Origin of the sequence: Nocardiopsis sp. FIRDI 009, assembly GCF_003386285.1 — a bacterium.
Classification (GTDB): Bacteria; Actinomycetota; Actinomycetes; order Streptosporangiales; family Streptosporangiaceae; genus Nocardiopsis.
The window spans coordinates 135,493-151,096 of record NZ_QPNC01000016.1 but is presented as its reverse complement, the minus strand read 5'-3'; the positions used below and the strand labels follow the sequence as shown (position 1 = coordinate 151,096).

At 71.1% G+C, this 15,604-nt stretch carries 12 protein-coding genes; 8 read left to right on the top strand and 4 right to left on the bottom strand.

The genetic code is table 11. The features are described from left to right. Positions 1–35 precede the first annotated feature (35 nt). Together DVR05_RS14490 and DVR05_RS14485 are read right to left on the bottom strand one after the other, a co-directional pair. Entirely contained in the window at positions 36–1,031 is a 996-nt protein-coding gene (locus DVR05_RS14490; protein ID WP_116246450.1) for an ABC transporter ATP-binding protein, read from the bottom strand. A gap of 177 nt (positions 1,032–1,208) precedes the next feature. Continuing rightward, complete coding sequence (locus DVR05_RS14485; RefSeq protein ID WP_198659188.1) at positions 1,209–3,416, bottom strand: (Fe-S)-binding protein; 2,208 nt, start codon at positions 3,414–3,416, stop codon at positions 1,209–1,211. Between the two features lie 650 nt (positions 3,417–4,066). Between DVR05_RS14485 and dnaK the strand changes: the two genes are divergently transcribed. The 7 genes from dnaK to DVR05_RS14450 all read left to right on the top strand — a co-directional run bounded on the left by dnaK (position 4,067) and on the right by DVR05_RS14450 (position 11,980). Next, a complete protein-coding gene (gene dnaK, locus DVR05_RS14480; protein WP_116246402.1) occupies positions 4,067–5,914 on the top strand; it encodes a molecular chaperone DnaK in 1,848 nt (615 codons plus the stop codon). 44 nt (positions 5,915–5,958) lie between these two features. Then, positions 5,959–6,681 (top strand): nucleotide exchange factor GrpE, encoded by a 723-nt coding sequence (grpE, locus tag DVR05_RS14475; protein ID WP_116246401.1) that lies wholly within the window; start codon positions 5,959–5,961, stop codon positions 6,679–6,681. 195 nt (positions 6,682–6,876) lie between these two features. Next, the gene (gene dnaJ / locus DVR05_RS14470; protein WP_116246400.1) at positions 6,877–8,040 is read left to right on the top strand and encodes a molecular chaperone DnaJ; all 1,164 of its coding nucleotides are present in this window, start codon (positions 6,877–6,879) and stop codon (positions 8,038–8,040) included. Continuing rightward, on the top strand, positions 8,037–8,534 hold the full coding sequence (locus tag DVR05_RS14465; protein ID WP_116246399.1) for a heat shock protein transcriptional repressor HspR: 498 nt from the start codon (positions 8,037–8,039) through the stop codon (positions 8,532–8,534). The genes dnaJ and DVR05_RS14465 overlap by 4 nt, the downstream gene beginning before the upstream one ends. Positions 8,535–8,620: 86 nt before the next feature. Beyond that, complete coding sequence (gene clpB, locus DVR05_RS14460) at positions 8,621–11,233, top strand: ATP-dependent chaperone ClpB (RefSeq protein WP_116246398.1); 2,613 nt, start codon at positions 8,621–8,623, stop codon at positions 11,231–11,233. A 136-nt stretch (positions 11,234–11,369) separates the two neighbouring features. Beyond that, complete coding sequence (locus DVR05_RS14455) at positions 11,370–11,570, top strand: type II toxin-antitoxin system VapB family antitoxin (RefSeq protein WP_116246397.1); 201 nt, start codon at positions 11,370–11,372, stop codon at positions 11,568–11,570. After that, positions 11,567–11,980, top strand: coding sequence for a PIN domain nuclease (locus DVR05_RS14450; RefSeq protein WP_116246396.1), 414 nt, complete (start codon positions 11,567–11,569; stop codon positions 11,978–11,980). Before DVR05_RS14455 ends, DVR05_RS14450 begins: the two co-directional genes overlap by 4 nt. Positions 11,981–12,017: 37 nt before the next feature. Here the strand turns inward: DVR05_RS14450 and DVR05_RS14445 are convergent, their stop codons facing one another. Further along, positions 12,018–13,478 (bottom strand): MFS transporter, encoded by a 1,461-nt coding sequence (locus DVR05_RS14445; RefSeq protein ID WP_116246395.1) that lies wholly within the window; start codon positions 13,476–13,478, stop codon positions 12,018–12,020. Positions 13,479–13,573: 95 nt separating this feature from the next. On the opposite strand from DVR05_RS14445, the gene DVR05_RS14440 reads away from it, so the two are divergent. Then, positions 13,574–14,446 carry a helix-turn-helix transcriptional regulator gene (locus DVR05_RS14440; protein WP_116246394.1) on the top strand — a complete coding sequence of 291 codons (873 nt, stop codon included), beginning with the start codon at positions 13,574–13,576 and terminating at the stop codon, positions 14,444–14,446. A gap of 36 nt (positions 14,447–14,482) precedes the next feature. Here the strand turns inward: DVR05_RS14440 and DVR05_RS14435 are convergent, their stop codons facing one another. Beyond that, entirely contained in the window at positions 14,483–15,469 is a 987-nt protein-coding gene (locus tag DVR05_RS14435) for an NAD-dependent epimerase/dehydratase family protein (RefSeq protein ID WP_116246393.1), read from the bottom strand. Between the last annotated feature and the right edge of the window lie 135 nt (positions 15,470–15,604).

Here is a 15,604-nt window from a genome sequence, read left to right as displayed (position 1 = left end):
CGGGCGCGGTGGGACGGAAGGGGGTGGTGACGGGGTCAGACCAGGTCGGCGGCGCCGTCGGCGACGCTGAGGAAGACGTCCTCCAGGGAGGCGCCGCGGACCTGGAGGTGGCGCAGGGTGGTCCCGCGCTCCCCCGCCCAGGACAGCAGGGCCGCGACCGCGCGGTGGGCCCGCTCCGCCACGTCGCCGTCCCGGACCGTGTAGGTGGCCCACAGCGTCTGGTCGCGGGTCTCCACGCTCAGGTCGGCACCCTCCAGTCCGGGCAGGTCGGCGGTGCGCACGTCCTCCGGCACGGCGAACGCCACCCGGTCGCCCCAGCCCTCCAGCACGCTCGTCAGGGTGCCCTCGACGCGCACCCGGCCGCGGTGCATGATCGCCAGGCGGTCGGCGAGACGCTCGGCCTCCTCCAGGTAGTGCGTGGTGAGCAGGATCGCCACACCGTCCCGCTTCAGTTCGGAGACGATCCGCCAGGTGTCGATCCGCGCCTCGGGGTCCATGCCCGTCGTCGGCTCGTCGAGGTAGAGCACCTCGGGGGTGGTCACCAGGGCCAGCGCCAGGTCCAGACGGCGCTTCTGCCCGCCGGACAGCTGACGGACCGCGATCCCGCGCTTGTCGGTCAGGCCCACCGTGTCCAGGACCTCCTCGGTGCCGCGCGGCCGGGCGGCCAGGTCGCGGGCGAGGTCGACGGTCTCGCGGACGGTCAGGTCCTCCAGCAGGCCGCTCCCCTGGAGGACGGCGTTGGTGCGCTCGCGGATCGCGGCGGGCTGGCCGTAGGGGTCCTCGCCGAAGACCCGGACGGTCCCGGACGTCGGTCGGTGGAAGCCCTCCAGCGTCTCGATGGTCGTGGTCTTCCCGGCGCCGTTGGTGCCCAGGAGGGCGAACAGCTCGCCCGGGCGGATCTCGAAGGAGACGCCCCGGACCGCCTCGAAGTCGCCGTAGTGCTGCCGGAGGTCGTCGACGACCACGGCGGGGCCGTCTGCGGTGGTCCGCCCGGGGGCGTCGGTGGCTGCGGAGTGCGCTGTCGTCGTCATGTCCACCATGCTCGCGGAACCGCGTCACACGGAACAGACACCGTTGTCACCGGCTCCCCGTGCGGAACCACCCGGCGCGGTCGCTGACAAATGTCATGCCGCCCGTCCCGCGGACGACGGCGGGGCCGGTCCCGACCCGGAGGTCGGGACCGGCCCCGCGCGGGGTCCGTGGAGCGGTCAGGCCTCCGCGGTCTCCTTCTCGCCCCCGGCCGGGCTCTCGCCCCGGATCGAGCGCAGCAGGAGCTGGGAGACGTCCACGACCTCCAGCGACTCCTTGGCCTCGCCCTGCGACTTCTTCTCGTTGATCGCGTCACCGAGCATGACCTGGCAGAACGGGCACGCGGTGGAGACGGTGTCGGGGTTGGTGGTCAGCGCCTCGTCCACCCGCTCGGTGTTGATGCGCTTGCCGATCCGCTCCTCCATCCACATGCGGGCGCCGCCGGCGCCGCAGCAGAAGCCCCGCTCCTTGTGGCGGTGCATCTCCTGGGTCTTCACGCCCGGGACCTTGGCCATGATGTCGCGCGGCGGCGTGTACACCTTGTTGTGGCGCCCCAGGAAGCAGGGGTCGTGGTACGTGATGTTCTCGTCCACGTTCTGCACCGGGGTCAGCTTCCCCTCGTCCACGAGCTTGGCCAGGAGCTGGCTGTGGTGGACGACCTCGTACGCGCCGCCGAGCTGCGGGTACTCGTTGGCGAGCGTGTTGAAGCAGTGCGGGCAGCTGGCCACGATCTTGGTCACGCCCGCCTCGTTCAGCGTCTCCACGTTCTGCTGGGCGAGCATCTGGAAGACGTACTCCATGCCCAGGCGGCGCGCGGGGTCACCGGTGCACGCCTCCATGCCGCCGAGGACGGCGAACTTGACGCCCGCGATGTCCAGCAGCTCGGCGATGGCCTTGGTGGTCTTCTTCGCGCGGTCCTCCAGGGCGCCCGCGCAGCCGACCCAGAACAGGTACTCGGTGTCCGGCGACAGCTTGTCGTCGACGACCTCGACCTCGACCGGGTTCTCCTGCTCGGCGAGCTCGGCGATCCAGTCCATCCTCCGGTCCTCGGCCATGCCCCAGGGGTTGGCCTTGTTCTCCAGGTTCTTCAGGAGGGTGTTGGCCTCGGACGGGAAGTTCGACTCGACCATGACCTGGTAGCGGCGCATGTCGAGGATGTGGTCGATGTGCTCGATGTCGACCGGGCACTGCTCGACGCAGGCGCCGCAGTTGGTGCAGGACCACAGCTCGTCCGGGTGGATGACGCCACCCTCCTCCTCGGTGCCGACGAGCGGCTTGTTGAGGAGGGCGAGGACGTCGACGCCCGCGTGGCTCTCGTCGGGCTTCTCGGCGAGGGTCTCGGCGGTGATGCCCTGGAGCAGGTACGGGGCCTTCTCGTAGGCGTGCTGCTGGAGGTCGAGGATGACCTTCTTCGGCGACAGCGGCTTGCCGGTGTTCCAGGCGGGGCACTGGGACTGGCAGCGACCGCACTCGGTGCAGCTGGTGAAGTCGAGCAGGCCCTTCCAGGTGAAGTCCTCGATCTTGCCCGCGCCGAAGGGGTCCTCGTCGGGGTCGGCCTCCTCGAAGTCGAGGGGCTTGGTGCCGCTCTTGTCCATCATCTGCTTGGCGGCGCCGTGCGACGGGGAGCCGTCGGCCTTGCGCTTGAAGTAGATGTTGACCGGGGCGAGGAAGCGGTGCCAGCCCACACCCATGGTGAGGTTGACCGCCAGCACGACGAAGAACGCGTAGCTGATGATCAGCTTGAACGCGGCCACGAGGGCGATGGCGGGCTCGGCGACCGCGGCGTCACCGGGCAGGACGGCGCCGACCGCGTGGGAGATCGGGGTGGCCCAGACGGGGAACGGGAACTCCCCCGAGGCGACCTTGAAGCCGCGGATCGCGAAGATCGCCAGCAGCAGGCCGATGATGTAGGCCTCGACGTAGTACGCCGTCCAGTGCTTGGAGTGCATGAAGCGGGACCGGCGGCCGATCCGCTTCGGGCTGTTGATCAGGCGGTAGGCGGTCAGGCCGAGGATGCCGACGAGGCTGGCTCCCGCGATGATCTCGATGGCCAGACCGTAGATCGTCCAGTCGTGGATGATCGGCAGGTGGAAGTGCGGGTCGAAGACCTCGCCCTGGGCCTCGATGACGGTGAAGACCAACAGCGGGAAGGACACCATCACGAACCAGTGGGCCACACCGACCCACGGCCGCTTGAGCATCCTCGTGTGTCCGACGATCTCGATCAGCGTCATCGTGAGCCGCTGTCCGAACGGCCCCTTGCGCTCCGGCTCCACCGGACGGCCGATGCCCACGGTTCGCACGATCTGGCGGATGGCCAGAGCGAACACGGTGAACGCGACCACGGCGAAGACCGAGGTGATGATGCCCAGTGTCAGGTACAGCATCGCCCGTGGCCTCCCATCCTGCTGTGTCGTCCGGTGCGCCACACACCGGCGGTCGAGATATATGTTACTAGCGAGTAATAGCCCGGCCGCCACCGGCCCGCCCCCGCCACGAGGGCCCGCCGGCGGCGCCCGCGCCACCACCCCGGGTTCGGGGCCGGACTACGGGATCCGCCCCGGCGCGTCGTCGCCCGCGGGTGACGACACCGAGGAGTCACGGAAGTGCGCCGGTCATGACACCGGCCACATGATCCACAATCCACACATTATGTGTAGCTGACATCGGACACCCGTGGGCGCGGCGGGGCACCCGTAATACCACCGGTCTGTCCCCGCGCCACCGCGCCCCGCCGCCCGGCGGACATCCCCGGCGCACCTCTTCCCTCGCCCGGCGGACACCCCCGGCGCGGCCCTCCCCACCGCCCGCGCCCCCGGGATCCCCCTGGCCCGCGAGTCAAGGTTCTCCCCGAGTTGACCCGGGTTTGCGCCATTTCCCCCCTGAAACCACCCGCAACGGGAACACCACGCCTGGGCCGGCCGTTGTCTCTGCGTAGGAACTAACTTGAGTCTGGTTGACTCAACTGATTTGACAGCAATCGTTAGACGAAGCAAACTTACGTCTGAACGACTCAATCTTGACGGAGGTAGCAACCATGGCTCGTGCGGTCGGAATCGACCTCGGTACGACGAACTCGTGCGTCGCTGTCCTGGAGGGCGGCGAACCCACGGTCATCGCCAACGCCGAGGGCTCCCGCACCACCCCCTCCGTCGTCGCCTTCGCCAAGAACGGTGAGGTCCTCGTCGGTGAGGTGGCCAAGCGCCAGGCGGTCACCAACGTCGACCGCACCATCCGCTCGGTCAAGCGCCACATCGGCACCGACTGGACGGTGAAGATCGACGACAAGACCTTCAACCCGCAGCAGATCAGCGCCTTCATCCTCCAGAAGCTCAAGCGCGACGCCGAGGCCTACCTCGGCGAGGACGTCACCGACGCGGTCATCACCGTGCCCGCCTACTTCAGCGACGCCCAGCGCCAGGCCACCAAGGAGGCCGGCACGATCGCGGGCCTGAACGTCCTGCGCATCATCAACGAGCCGACCTCGGCCGCCCTCGCCTACCACCTGGAGAAGGAGGACGAGGCGACGATCCTCGTCTACGACCTCGGTGGCGGCACCTTCGACGTCTCCCTCCTGGAGGTCGGCGACGGCGTCGTGGAGGTCAAGGCGACCAACGGCGACAACCACCTCGGTGGTGACGACTGGGACCAGGCGATCGTCGACTGGCTGGTCGAGCGGTTCAAGAACGCCAACGGCGTGGACCTGTCCAAGGACAAGATGGCCCTCCAGCGTCTGCGCGAGTCCGCGGAGAAGGCCAAGATCGAGCTGTCCAGCTCCAGCGAGACGGTCATCAACCTGCCCTACATCACCGCCTCGGCGGAGGGCCCGCTGCACCTGGACGAGAAGCTCACCCGCGCCGAGTTCCAGCGCCTGACCGCCGACCTGGTCGAGCGGACCAAGACGCCGTTCCAGCAGGTCATGAAGGACGCCGGGATCCAGCTCAGCAGCATCGACCACGTGGTCCTGGTCGGCGGCTCCACCCGTATGCCCGCCATCGCGGACCTGGTCAAGGAGATGACCGGCGGCAAGGAGCCCAACAAGGGCGTCAACCCGGACGAGGTCGTGGCGGTCGGCGCCGCGCTCCAGGCCGGTGTGCTCAAGGGCGAGGTCAAGGACGTCCTGCTGCTGGACGTCACCCCGCTGTCGCTGGGCATCGAGACCAAGGGCGGCGTGTTCACCAAGCTCATCGAGCGCAACACGACCATCCCGACCAAGCGCTCGGAGATCTTCACCACGGCCGACGACAACCAGCCGTCCGTGCAGATCCAGGTCTACCAGGGTGAGCGCGACATCGCCCAGTACAACAAGAAGCTGGGCGTCTTCGACCTGACCGGTCTGCCCCCGGCGCCGCGCGGCGTCCCGCAGATCGAGGTCACCTTCGACATCGACGCCAACGGCATCGTCAGCGTCACCGCCAAGGACCTGGGCACCGGCAAGGAGCAGTCGGTCACCATCTCCGGCGGTTCGGCGATGTCCAAGGAAGACATCGACAAGATGGTCCGCGAGGCCGAGCAGTACGCGGAGGAGGACCGCAAGCGCCGCGAGGAGGCCGAGGTCCGCAACAACGCCGAGTCCCTCGTCTACCAGACCGAGAAGGTCATCAAGGACAACGAGGACAAGATCCCGGCGGACGTGCGCTCCGAGACCGAGTCGGCCGTCGCCGAGCTGAAGACCGCTCTGGAGGGCACGGACGTCGAGGCGATCCGTACCGCGAGCGAGAAGGTCGCGCTGGCCAGCCAGAAGATCGGCTCCGCCATCTACAGCCAGGGCCAGGAGGGCGCCGCCGCCGGCGCCGAGCAGACCTCCTCGGACTCCGCCGACGACGCCGACGTCGTGGACGCCGAGATCGTCGACGAGGACAACGGCAAGGGCACCCAGTCCTGACGCCGGGGCCGAGTGACGAGTCGAGGAAGGAGGGCGCGTCCCAGATGGCGCAGTCGGACAAGACCAACGGCTCCGGCGAGGGCGAGGAGCACCAGGGACCGGTGATCCGCGACAACCGCCGGATCGACCCGGAGACGGGCGAGGTCCGCGAACCGCGGGCCGCCGAGGCGGAGGCCGATGAGGCCGCCGGAGCCGAGGAGGCCGTCGAGGTCCCGGACACCCCGGAGTCCGTGGTGACCGAGGCGATCAACGCGGACGAACGGGTCGTCGAGCTCACCAACGACATCAAGCGGATCCAGGCGGAGTACGCCAACTACCGCAAGCGGGTCGAGCGCGACCGCGTGGCCGTCCGCGAGGTCGCCACCGCCCAGGTCGTCAGCGAACTCCTGCCGATCCTGGACGACATCGGCCGCGCCCGTGAGCACGACGAGCTCACCGGGGGGTTCAAGGCGGTCGGCGAGTCCCTGGAGGCGGTGGCGACCAAGCTGGGCCTGGAGCGGTACGCCGAGGCGGGCGACGAGTTCGACCCGAACCTGCACGAGGCGCTCACCCTGGTCCCGGCGCCCGACGTCTCCGTCCAGACGGTGATCGAGGTGTTCCAACCGGGGTACCGCATCGGTGAGAGGATCCTCCGCCCGGCCCGCGTGGTCGTCGGCGACCCCGTCGAGGGGGCCGAGGCCGCCGCCGGGTCCGGCGAGGACACCGGTTCCGCCGACGGCGAGGCCGACACCTCCTCCGACGGGGGCGAGGAGACGGACGGCAAGTAACGGGTTCGCCCGTCGGTCAGCTCCGGTCGTGCCCGCCGCCTCGAAGGCGGGTACGACCGGAGGGACCGGGGCGGGTTCCGCGGGCGCTGCTCAGGCACGTGCCCGGGGACCGCGCCCCGGCCCCGGTTCCGCGCGGAACCGGGGCACGTGTAAGCATCGGACGCAACCGGCACCAGCGGGAGAAGGCACCAGTCGATGAGCACCAAGGACTACCTGGAGAAGGACTACTACAAGGTCCTCGGAGTCTCAAAGACCGCCTCGAAGGACGAGATCAAGCAGTCCTACCGCAAGCTCGCCCGGGAGAGCCACCCCGACGCGAACACCCACGACCCCAAGGCCGAGGAGCGGTTCAAGGAGATCTCCGAGGCCTACAACGTCCTGTCGGACGACAAGCGGCGCAAGGAGTACGACGAGGCGCGTTCGCTGTTCGGCGGGGCCTACCGGCCCGGCGGCGGCGCCGGTCCCGGCGGGTTCGACATGGGCGACCTGTTCGGTCAGGGGCCCGCCGGTGGCGGAGCGTCCGGCGGCGAACGGCTGAGCGACCTGTTCGGCGGCCTGTTCGGCGGCCGGGGCCGCGGTGGCGGGACCACCCGCAGCAGGCGCGGCTCCGACATCGAGACCGAGACCACACTGAGCTTCCGCGAGGCGGCGGAGGGCGTCACCCGCTCCTTCCGCCTGTCCAGCGACGCCCCCTGCCCCACCTGCCGCGGCACCGGGGCCAGGGCGGGCTCCGCCCCGCGGATGTGCCCGAGGTGCTCCGGCACCGGGCACGAGAACACCAACCTCGGCGGCTTCTCGCTGTCCGAGCCGTGCGCCGAGTGCCGGGGGCGGGGCCTGGTCGTGGACGACCCCTGCACCGAGTGCCACGGCAGCGGGCGCGGCAGGAGCACCCGTACCATCCAGACCAGGATCCCCGGCGGCGTGACCGACGGCCAGCGGATCCGGATCAAGGGCAAGGGCGCACCGGGCGAGCACGGCGGCCCGCCGGGCGACCTGTACGTCGTCGTCCACGTGAAGGAGCACGCGGTGTTCGGCAGGAGCGGCGACAACATCACCATCACCGTGCCGGTGACCTTCCCCGAGGCCGTACTCGGCGCGGACGTGCGCGTCCCGACGCTCAACGGCTTCCCGGTGACCGTGAAGGTCCCGCCGGGCACCCCGAACGGGCGCACGCTGCGGGTCCGCGGCAAGGGCGCCAAGCGCAAGGACGGCACCACCGGCGACCTGCTCGTGACCATCGAGGTCACCGTCCCGACGAACGTCAGCGGCGAGGCGCGCGAGGCGCTGGAGAAGTTCCGGGCCGCGACGACCGACCATGACCCGCGCGAGGGACTCGAGGCGCGGGCGAAGGGTGCGTGATCCACGTGAACGACTCCTTCGGCGCTGACGCTCCGGTCTACGTGATCTCGGTGGCCGCGGAGCTGGCCGGGATGCATCCGCAGACCCTGCGGCAGTACGACCGGCTGGGCATCGTGTCGCCGGGACGGACCTCCGGCCGGGGGCGTCGCTACTCCATGCGTGACGTGCAGATGCTGCGCCAGGTCCAGCGCCTGTCGCAGGAGGAGGGCATCAACCTCGCCGGGATCAAGCGGATCCTGGAGTTGGAGCACGAGGTGGAGCAGCTGCGGGAACAGGTGTTCCACCTGGCCAACGAGCTGGAGGCGGCGCGGCGGGCGGTGGCCCGGCGCGGCCGTCCCGCCCCCTCCGACAGCGGTGGCGCACGCGGCGAGCTGGTGCGCCGCACGCGTGTGACGATCTTCAACACGGCCGAGCGGCCGGAGGACGACAGCGCCCGGGACACCGGTCCCGGGCAGGGCGGTCCGGGGGCGGGCCGCGACGACGAACGGGACTGACAGGGCTCCGGTACGGCTGCACGGGGGCACGGTCGGCCATCGAATGTCACCCAGGGTGACAACCCTGGTGGAAGGAGTCACCGGAGATGAACTACAAGCTCACGAAGAAGAGCCAGGAGGCCCTGTCGGTGGCCGTCCGGAGCGCGACCGCCGACGGTAGTCCGGAGGTGGACCCGCTCCACCTGTTGGCCGCGCTGCTGGACCAGGCGGAGGGGGTGACCCGCCCGCTGCTCAAGGAGGTGGGGGCCAACCCCGACACGCTCAAGGACCGGGTGGACGCGGCGATCGGCGCCCTGCCGAAGGCGGCCGGGGCGACGGTCAGTTCACCGAACTCCTCCCGCCAGCTGATCATGTCGATCAACACCGCGGCCAAGCGCGCCGAGCAGCTGGAGGACGAGTACGTCTCCACCGAACACCTGCTCGTGGGGCTGGCGACGGACGGCGGCGAGGCCAAGCGGCTGCTCAACGAGGTCGGCGCCACCCCGGACGCGCTCCTGGACGCGTTCGAGCGGGTGCGCGGGTCGGCGAAGGTCACCTCGGAGAACCCCGAGGACACCTACCAGGCGCTGGAGAAGTTCGGCGTCGACCTGACCGAGCGGGCCCGCGAGGGCAAGGTGGACCCGGTGATCGGCCGCGACAGCGAGATCCGGCGGGTCATCCAGGTGCTCAGCCGCCGGACCAAGAACAACCCGGTCCTCATCGGCGAGCCGGGCGTGGGCAAGACCGCCGTCGTGGAGGGGCTGGCCCAGCGGATCGTGGCCGGTGACGTGCCGCAGTCGCTCGTGGGCAAGCGGCTGGTGAGCCTGGACCTGTCGGCGATGGTGGCGGGCGCCAAGTACCGCGGCGAGTTCGAGGAGCGGCTCAAGGCGGTGCTCTCGGAGATCAAGGAGTCCGAGGGCCAGATCATCACGTTCATCGACGAGCTGCACACCATGGTCGGCGCCGGGGCGGCCGAGGGCGCGATGGACGCGGGCAACATGCTCAAGCCCATGCTGGCGCGCGGCGAGCTGCGCATGGTGGGCGCCACCACGCTGGACGAGTACCGGGAGAAGATCGAGAAGGACCCCGCCCTGGAGCGCCGGTTCCAGCAGGTCATGGTGGGCGAGCCGTCGGCCGCCGACACGATCGCGATCCTGCGCGGGCTCAAGGGCCGCTACGAGGCGCACCACAAGGTGCAGATCTCCGACGCCGCCCTGGTGGCCGCCGCGACCCTGTCCGACCGGTACATCACCGCGCGCTTCCTGCCGGACAAGGCGATCGACCTCATCGACGAGGCCGCGTCCCGGCTGCGGATGGAGATCGACTCCAGCCCGGTGGAGATCGACGAGCTCCAGCGCACCGTCGACCGGCTGAAGATGGAGGAGATGGCGCTGGCCAAGGAGTCGGACCAGGCCAGCGTCCAGCGCCTGGAACGGCTGCGCGCCGACCTCGCCGACCGGCAGGAGCAGCTCAACGCGCTCATCGCCCGCTGGGAGCAGGAGAAGGCGGGGCTCAACCGGGTCGGTGAGCTCAAGGGCCAGTTGGACGACCTGCGCACCCGCGCCGAGCTGGCCCAGCGCGAGGGCGACTTCGCCGAGGCGTCCCGGCTGATGTACGGGGACATCCCGGCGTTGGAGAAGCAGATCGAGGAGGCCGCCAACGCGGAGGAGGCGGCGGCCAGCTCCGGCGGCGACACGATGGTCAAGGACGAGGTCGGCGCCGACGAGGTCGCGGACGTCGTCTCCTCGTGGACCGGCATCCCGGTGGGGCGGCTCATGGAGGGGGAGACCTCCAAGCTGCTGCGCATGGAGGAGGAGCTGGGGGAGCGGCTGATCGGCCAGAAGGCCGCCGTGACCGCGGTGTCGGACGCGGTGCGGCGCGCCCGCGCCGGGATCTCCGACCCGGACCGGCCCACGGGTTCGTTCCTGTTCCTGGGGCCGACCGGTGTCGGCAAGACCGAGCTTGCCAAGGCGCTGGCGGAGTTCCTGTTCGACGACGAGCGCGCGATCGTGCGCATCGACATGAGCGAGTACTCGGAGAAGCACTCCGTGTCGCGCCTGGTCGGCGCGCCCCCCGGCTACGTGGGGTACGAGGAGGGCGGCCAGCTCACCGAGGCGGTACGGCGCCGGCCGTACACCGTGGTGCTGCTGGACGAGGTGGAGAAGGCGCACCTGGAGGTGTTCGACACGCTGCTCCAGGTGCTGGACGACGGCCGTCTGACCGACGGCCAGGGCCGCCACGTCGACTTCCGCAACACCATCCTCATCCTCACCTCGAACCTGGGGTCGCAGTTCCTGGTCGACCAGGCGCTGCCGGAGGAGCAGCGCCGGGAGCGCGTGATGGACGTGGTGCGGTCGACCTTCAAGCCGGAGTTCCTCAACCGGCTGGACGACGTGATCATGTTCGACGCGCTGTCCACGGAGGATCTGACGCGCATCGTCGACCTCCAGGTGGAGAGGCTGCGGCGGCGGCTGGCCGACCGGAGGCTGGAGCTGGACGTGACGCCGGGGGCCCGCGAGTGGCTGGCGCTGGCCGGTTACGACCCGAACTACGGCGCGCGACCGCTGCGCCGCCTGGTGCAGTCCTCGATCGGCGACCCGCTGGCCCGGGAGCTGCTGTCGGGTGAGCTGGCCGAGGGGGACACGGTCGTGGTGGACGTGGACGGCGCCAACGACGGACTGATCGTGACCCCGAAGCGGGCGGAGGAGCCCGCCGTCTGACCGGAGCCGCGCCAGGGCACGCGGGGCCGTCCTCCCCCTCCAGGGAGGACGGCCCCGCGTCGTGTACCAGTCACTGGGCACACTCGAATGATATCCTTTGGTGGATAGATCTGATATCAAAGAATGGATTCATGAGATGTCAAGAACCGTCATCGATATCGACGACAAGGCCCTGGCCGCTGCCGCCGAGGAACTCGGCACCAAGAGCAAGGTGGAGACCGTGAACAAGGCCCTTCGCGAGGTCGCCGCGCGGAGAAGGTCACACGAGTTCCTCGATCTCATCGAGGGCATGGACCTCGACCTCGACGAGCAGACGATGAAGGAAGCCTGGCGTTGACCCTCTACCTCGTGGACAAGTCGGCCTACGAGCTGGTGAAGCGGAGCCCGGAGGCCAGGGACGCCCTCCGGGCTCTCGTCTCACCCGGCAACGCGATCGCCATGTGCGAGATGATCGCGTTGGAGCTGTTGTACTCGGCCAGGAACACGACCGACTATGAGCGTCTCCGCGCCGGATACGAACAGCTGCCCTGGCTGGAGACGGACCACCGGGCGATGCGCCGCGCCATCGAGGTACAGCACGAACTGGCCCGCAAGGGTCAGCACCGCCGCCCCCTACCCGACCTCATCATCGCCGCGACCGCGGAAATCCACGGTGCGACGGTGATCCACTACGACAAGGACTACGACCTCATCGCGGCCATCACCGGCCAGCCCACCTCATGGATCGTCCCCGCCGGGACGGTCTGACACGCGCCCGTCCTCATCTTCGAGGGCGCGCACATCCTCATCCGTGATCACGGTGCCCCGCTGACCCGAGGCGCCGCGCCATCAGCCCGAAGGCGACCGACGTCGCCGCCTGCACGGCGAGGCACGTCCCGAAGGCGCCCGCGTGCGACAGCTCCGGCAGGGCCCCGGTGTAGGCGCCGCCGTAGACGGCGACCCCCAGCGCCAGGGCGGCCTGCTGCACGGTCGAGAAGAGTCCGCCGCTCAGCCCCGCGACCGATCTCGGGACCCCGGCCATCACCGCGCTGAGCAGCGGGGTGAACATCAGCGCCTGGGCGGCGCCGAGCACGGCGAGCAGCGGCTGGAGCAGCCACTGTGACGGGTGCGGCCAACCGAGGACGACGACGGCCGCGACCCCCAGCAGCGCGACGACGTGCGCCGACGCCCCGACCGTCATGACCGCGGAGCCGAACCGCCGCCGGAACACGCCCAGGTTCATCGACACGACGGCGAAGGCCGCCGCGAACGACAGCAGCGTCAGACCGGAGACCAGGGGGCTCTGCCGCAGCCCGCTCTGGACGGTCAGCGCGAACACGTACATGAACGCGCCGTATCCGGCGAAGAGCACGCACGCCATCACCAGCCCGAGTCGCAGCGAGCGGTGCCCGAGCACGCTCGGCGGCACCAGCGGCAGTCCGCCGCCGAGCTCGCGGCGGCGCTCCCACCACCAGAACACCGGGAACGCGGCGGCGGAGAGCACCAGCGACGCGATCGTCCACGGCGGCCACCCGTCCTCGGGGCCGATCGTCACGGGGAGGAGGAACGCCAGCAGGGCGACGGCGAGCACGGCCGTCCCGACCGCGTCGGCCTCACCGCGTCCGGCGGCCCCCGTCCTCGGCAGGGAGCGGGCGCCCGGCAGCGCCACGAGGGCCAGCAGGGCGCCGAACCAGAAGACGGAGCGCCAGCCGGTCCCGGCGATGTCGGCGCTGAGCAGCACCCCGCCGACCACCTGGCCCGCGGCGGTCCCCAGCCCGCTGGCCGCGCTGAACAGCGCGACCGCCCGAAGCCGGGCGGACCCGCGGGTGGTGGCCTGGATGGTGGCCAGGATCTGCGGCACCATCAGCGCCGCCGCGAGGCCCTGTGCGCCGCGGACGCCGATGAGCCACTCGACGCCCCCGACCAGCCCGGCGACCAGGGAGGTCAGCACGTAGGCGGTCAGGCCGACGACGAAGAGCCGCCGCCGGCCGAACGCGTCGCCGAGCCTGCCCCCGATGATCAGCAGGAGCGCGAAGCAGGTGGCGTAGACCCCCATCACCAGCCCGAGCTGCGCCGGGGAGGCGTCGAGGTCGAACGCGATGTGAGGGACCGCCACGTTCACGCTGGAGAAGGTGTAGGTGGCGACGAAGCCGCCGACGAGCAGGGACAGCAGCCCCGGCCCGCGCAGTTCTGATGGTTCCCGGCGCGCACCGGCGGGGCAGGGTTCCTCCCCCGCCGGGCGGACCCGGATGGTTCTCGTAGTCACCGGTCCACTGTCGGGCGACTGTCATCCTGGTACCAGGAGTCCACTTATCCTGGTACCAGCACCACCCGGTGCCCGACGGAGGGAGCCACCTCGCCATGGACGGCCAGAGCAGGCGGGAACTCGCCGCCTTCCTCCGCAGCCGCCGCGAGCGCGTCACCCCGGCCGACGTCGGACTGCCCTCCCTCGGGCGGAGGCGCACCCCCGGTCTGCGGCGGGAGGAGGTGGCCCAGCTCTCCGGCGTGGGGGTCACCTGGTACACGTGGCTGGAGCAGGGACGGCCGATCAACGCGTCCTCCCAGGTCCTCAACGCGGTGGCCCGCGCGCTGCGGCTCGACCCCGACGAGCACGCCCACCTGCTGAACCTGGCCGGGGACGACGCCACCCTCGACGACACCAGCCTGCACACGGTCACCGAGGACCACCTGGCGGTGCTCGAACAGCTCCTCCCGCTGCCCGCGTGCGTGCAGACCACGCGGTTCGACGTGCTGGCCCACAACCGCACCTACCGCCACCTGATCAGCGACATCGAGGAGTGGCCGACCCGTGACCGCAACTGCGCGGTGCTGAACTTCCTCGACCCGTCGTGGGCCGAGGTGTACGAGGACCACGACCAGGTGTCGGCGAGCATCGTCGCCCGGCTGCGCTCCTCGATGGCCGGCCACTTCGACGACCCGGCGTGGACCGGCCTCGTGGACCGGCTGTGCCGCGAGTCCGCGCTCTTCGAGGAGCTGTGGAACCGCCGCGACGTCCAGCGCACGGACACCCGGATCAGGGGCTTTCGCAACCCGCGGGTCGGGCTCCTGCGGGGGCGGTTCACGCGCCTGTGGCTGGACCGGTCCCGGACCGTGCAGCTCGCCACGATCACCCCCGTGGACGACCGCACCCGTCGGCGGCTGGCGGAGCTGGAGGCGTCCGTCGCCGCGGACCCGCCGGTGACCTCCCGGCGGCCCGCCGACCGGGCGGCGTGAGGCCGCGGCTGCCGGGCCGAGCCGCGTTCCGGGGGCTCAGAGTCCGAGCAGCTTGGCCTCCACCTCCGGGTCCAGGCCGAGCGCGGGCCGGTCCGGGCGGCGCGGCGCCTGACCGCCCAGGGCGCACAGCCACGCCCAGGTGTCGGCGACGGTGTCGGCCACCGGGCGGCAGCGCAGACCCGTGGCCAGGGCGCGCGACACGTCGCCCCGGTGCAGGGTGTCGTACAGCTCGCCGGGCGGCAGCCAGACCGGCAGGTCGGACCAGGGCTCGACACCCGCGTCGAGGATGGTCCGGGGGTCGGTCCAGCGCGGCTCGGCGTCGGCGCCCGTCACCGCCACGCAGGCGTCCAGCAGGTCGCCCATGCTGGCGTGGCCGGGTGGGCCGACCAGGTTGTACGGCCCGCCCAGGCCGGACACGGCGGCGTCGAGGGTCCACGCGGCCAGGTCGCGGACGTCGATGTACTGGATCGGCAGCTCACGCGGCCCCGGGGCCAGGAACGGGCCGCCCCGGGAGATCCGGGTGAGCCACCAGGGCAGGCGTCCGACGTTCTCGTACGGGCCGAGGATGAGCCCGGCACGGGCGGACAGCGCCCGGTCGGCGAAGACCGCCTGGGCCGCGAGTTCGCCGCCCCGCTTGGCGCGCGCGTAGTCGGCCGCGCCGTCGTCCTCCGGCGAGGCGGCCACCACCGGCCCGCCCTCGTCCAGCCCGGCGGGGGCCGGGTGGACGTACACGGACCGGCTGGAGACGTAGGTGTGGTGGCCGACCCGGCCGTCGAGCAGCCGCGCCGCCGCCGCGACGGCGGAGGGCGCGCCCGACCACGTGTCGACGACGGCGTCCCACTCCCCCGTCTCCAGGGCCGCGAGCCCGCCCGGCTCGGTGCGGTCCCCGTGCAGGGCCGCGGCTCCCTCGGGCGCGGCGTGGCGGCCGCGGTGGAAGACGGTGACGTCCCAGCCCCTGCTCAGGGCGTCCTCGGCCACGGCCCTGCCCACGAACTCGGTACCACCGAGGATCAGAAGTCTCATGCGCGGCAGTCTGGCGGCTCGCCGCCGGGGCGCGCCAGGGTTCCCTGCTCTGGGCAGAATCCCGGCGGCGGACCACCCGGGGGACAGCGTTTGCCCGCGCTTACACCAACCGGGAGGAAGCCCGGTCTACCGTGG

Bases quoted from the DNA above. Each gene is read 5' to 3' on its own strand.
- DVR05_RS14490 (WP_116246450.1), bottom strand. From the start codon at position 1,031: ATGACGACGACAGCGCACTCCGCAGCCACCGACGCCCCCGGGCGGACC.
- dnaJ (WP_116246400.1), top strand. From the start codon at position 6,877: ATGAGCACCAAGGACTACCTGGAGAAGGACTACTACAAGGTCCTCGGA.
- DVR05_RS14455 (WP_116246397.1), top strand. From the start codon at position 11,370: ATGTCAAGAACCGTCATCGATATCGACGACAAGGCCCTGGCCGCTGCC.
- dnaK (WP_116246402.1), top strand. From the start codon at position 4,067: ATGGCTCGTGCGGTCGGAATCGACCTCGGTACGACGAACTCGTGCGTC.
- DVR05_RS14435 (WP_116246393.1), bottom strand. From the start codon at position 15,469: ATGAGACTTCTGATCCTCGGTGGTACCGAGTTCGTGGGCAGGGCCGTG.
- grpE (WP_116246401.1), top strand. From the start codon at position 5,959: ATGGCGCAGTCGGACAAGACCAACGGCTCCGGCGAGGGCGAGGAGCAC.
- DVR05_RS14485 (WP_198659188.1), bottom strand. From the start codon at position 3,416: ATGCTGTACCTGACACTGGGCATCATCACCTCGGTCTTCGCCGTGGTC.
- clpB (WP_116246398.1), top strand. From the start codon at position 8,621: ATGAACTACAAGCTCACGAAGAAGAGCCAGGAGGCCCTGTCGGTGGCC.
- DVR05_RS14440 (WP_116246394.1), top strand. From the start codon at position 13,574: ATGGACGGCCAGAGCAGGCGGGAACTCGCCGCCTTCCTCCGCAGCCGC.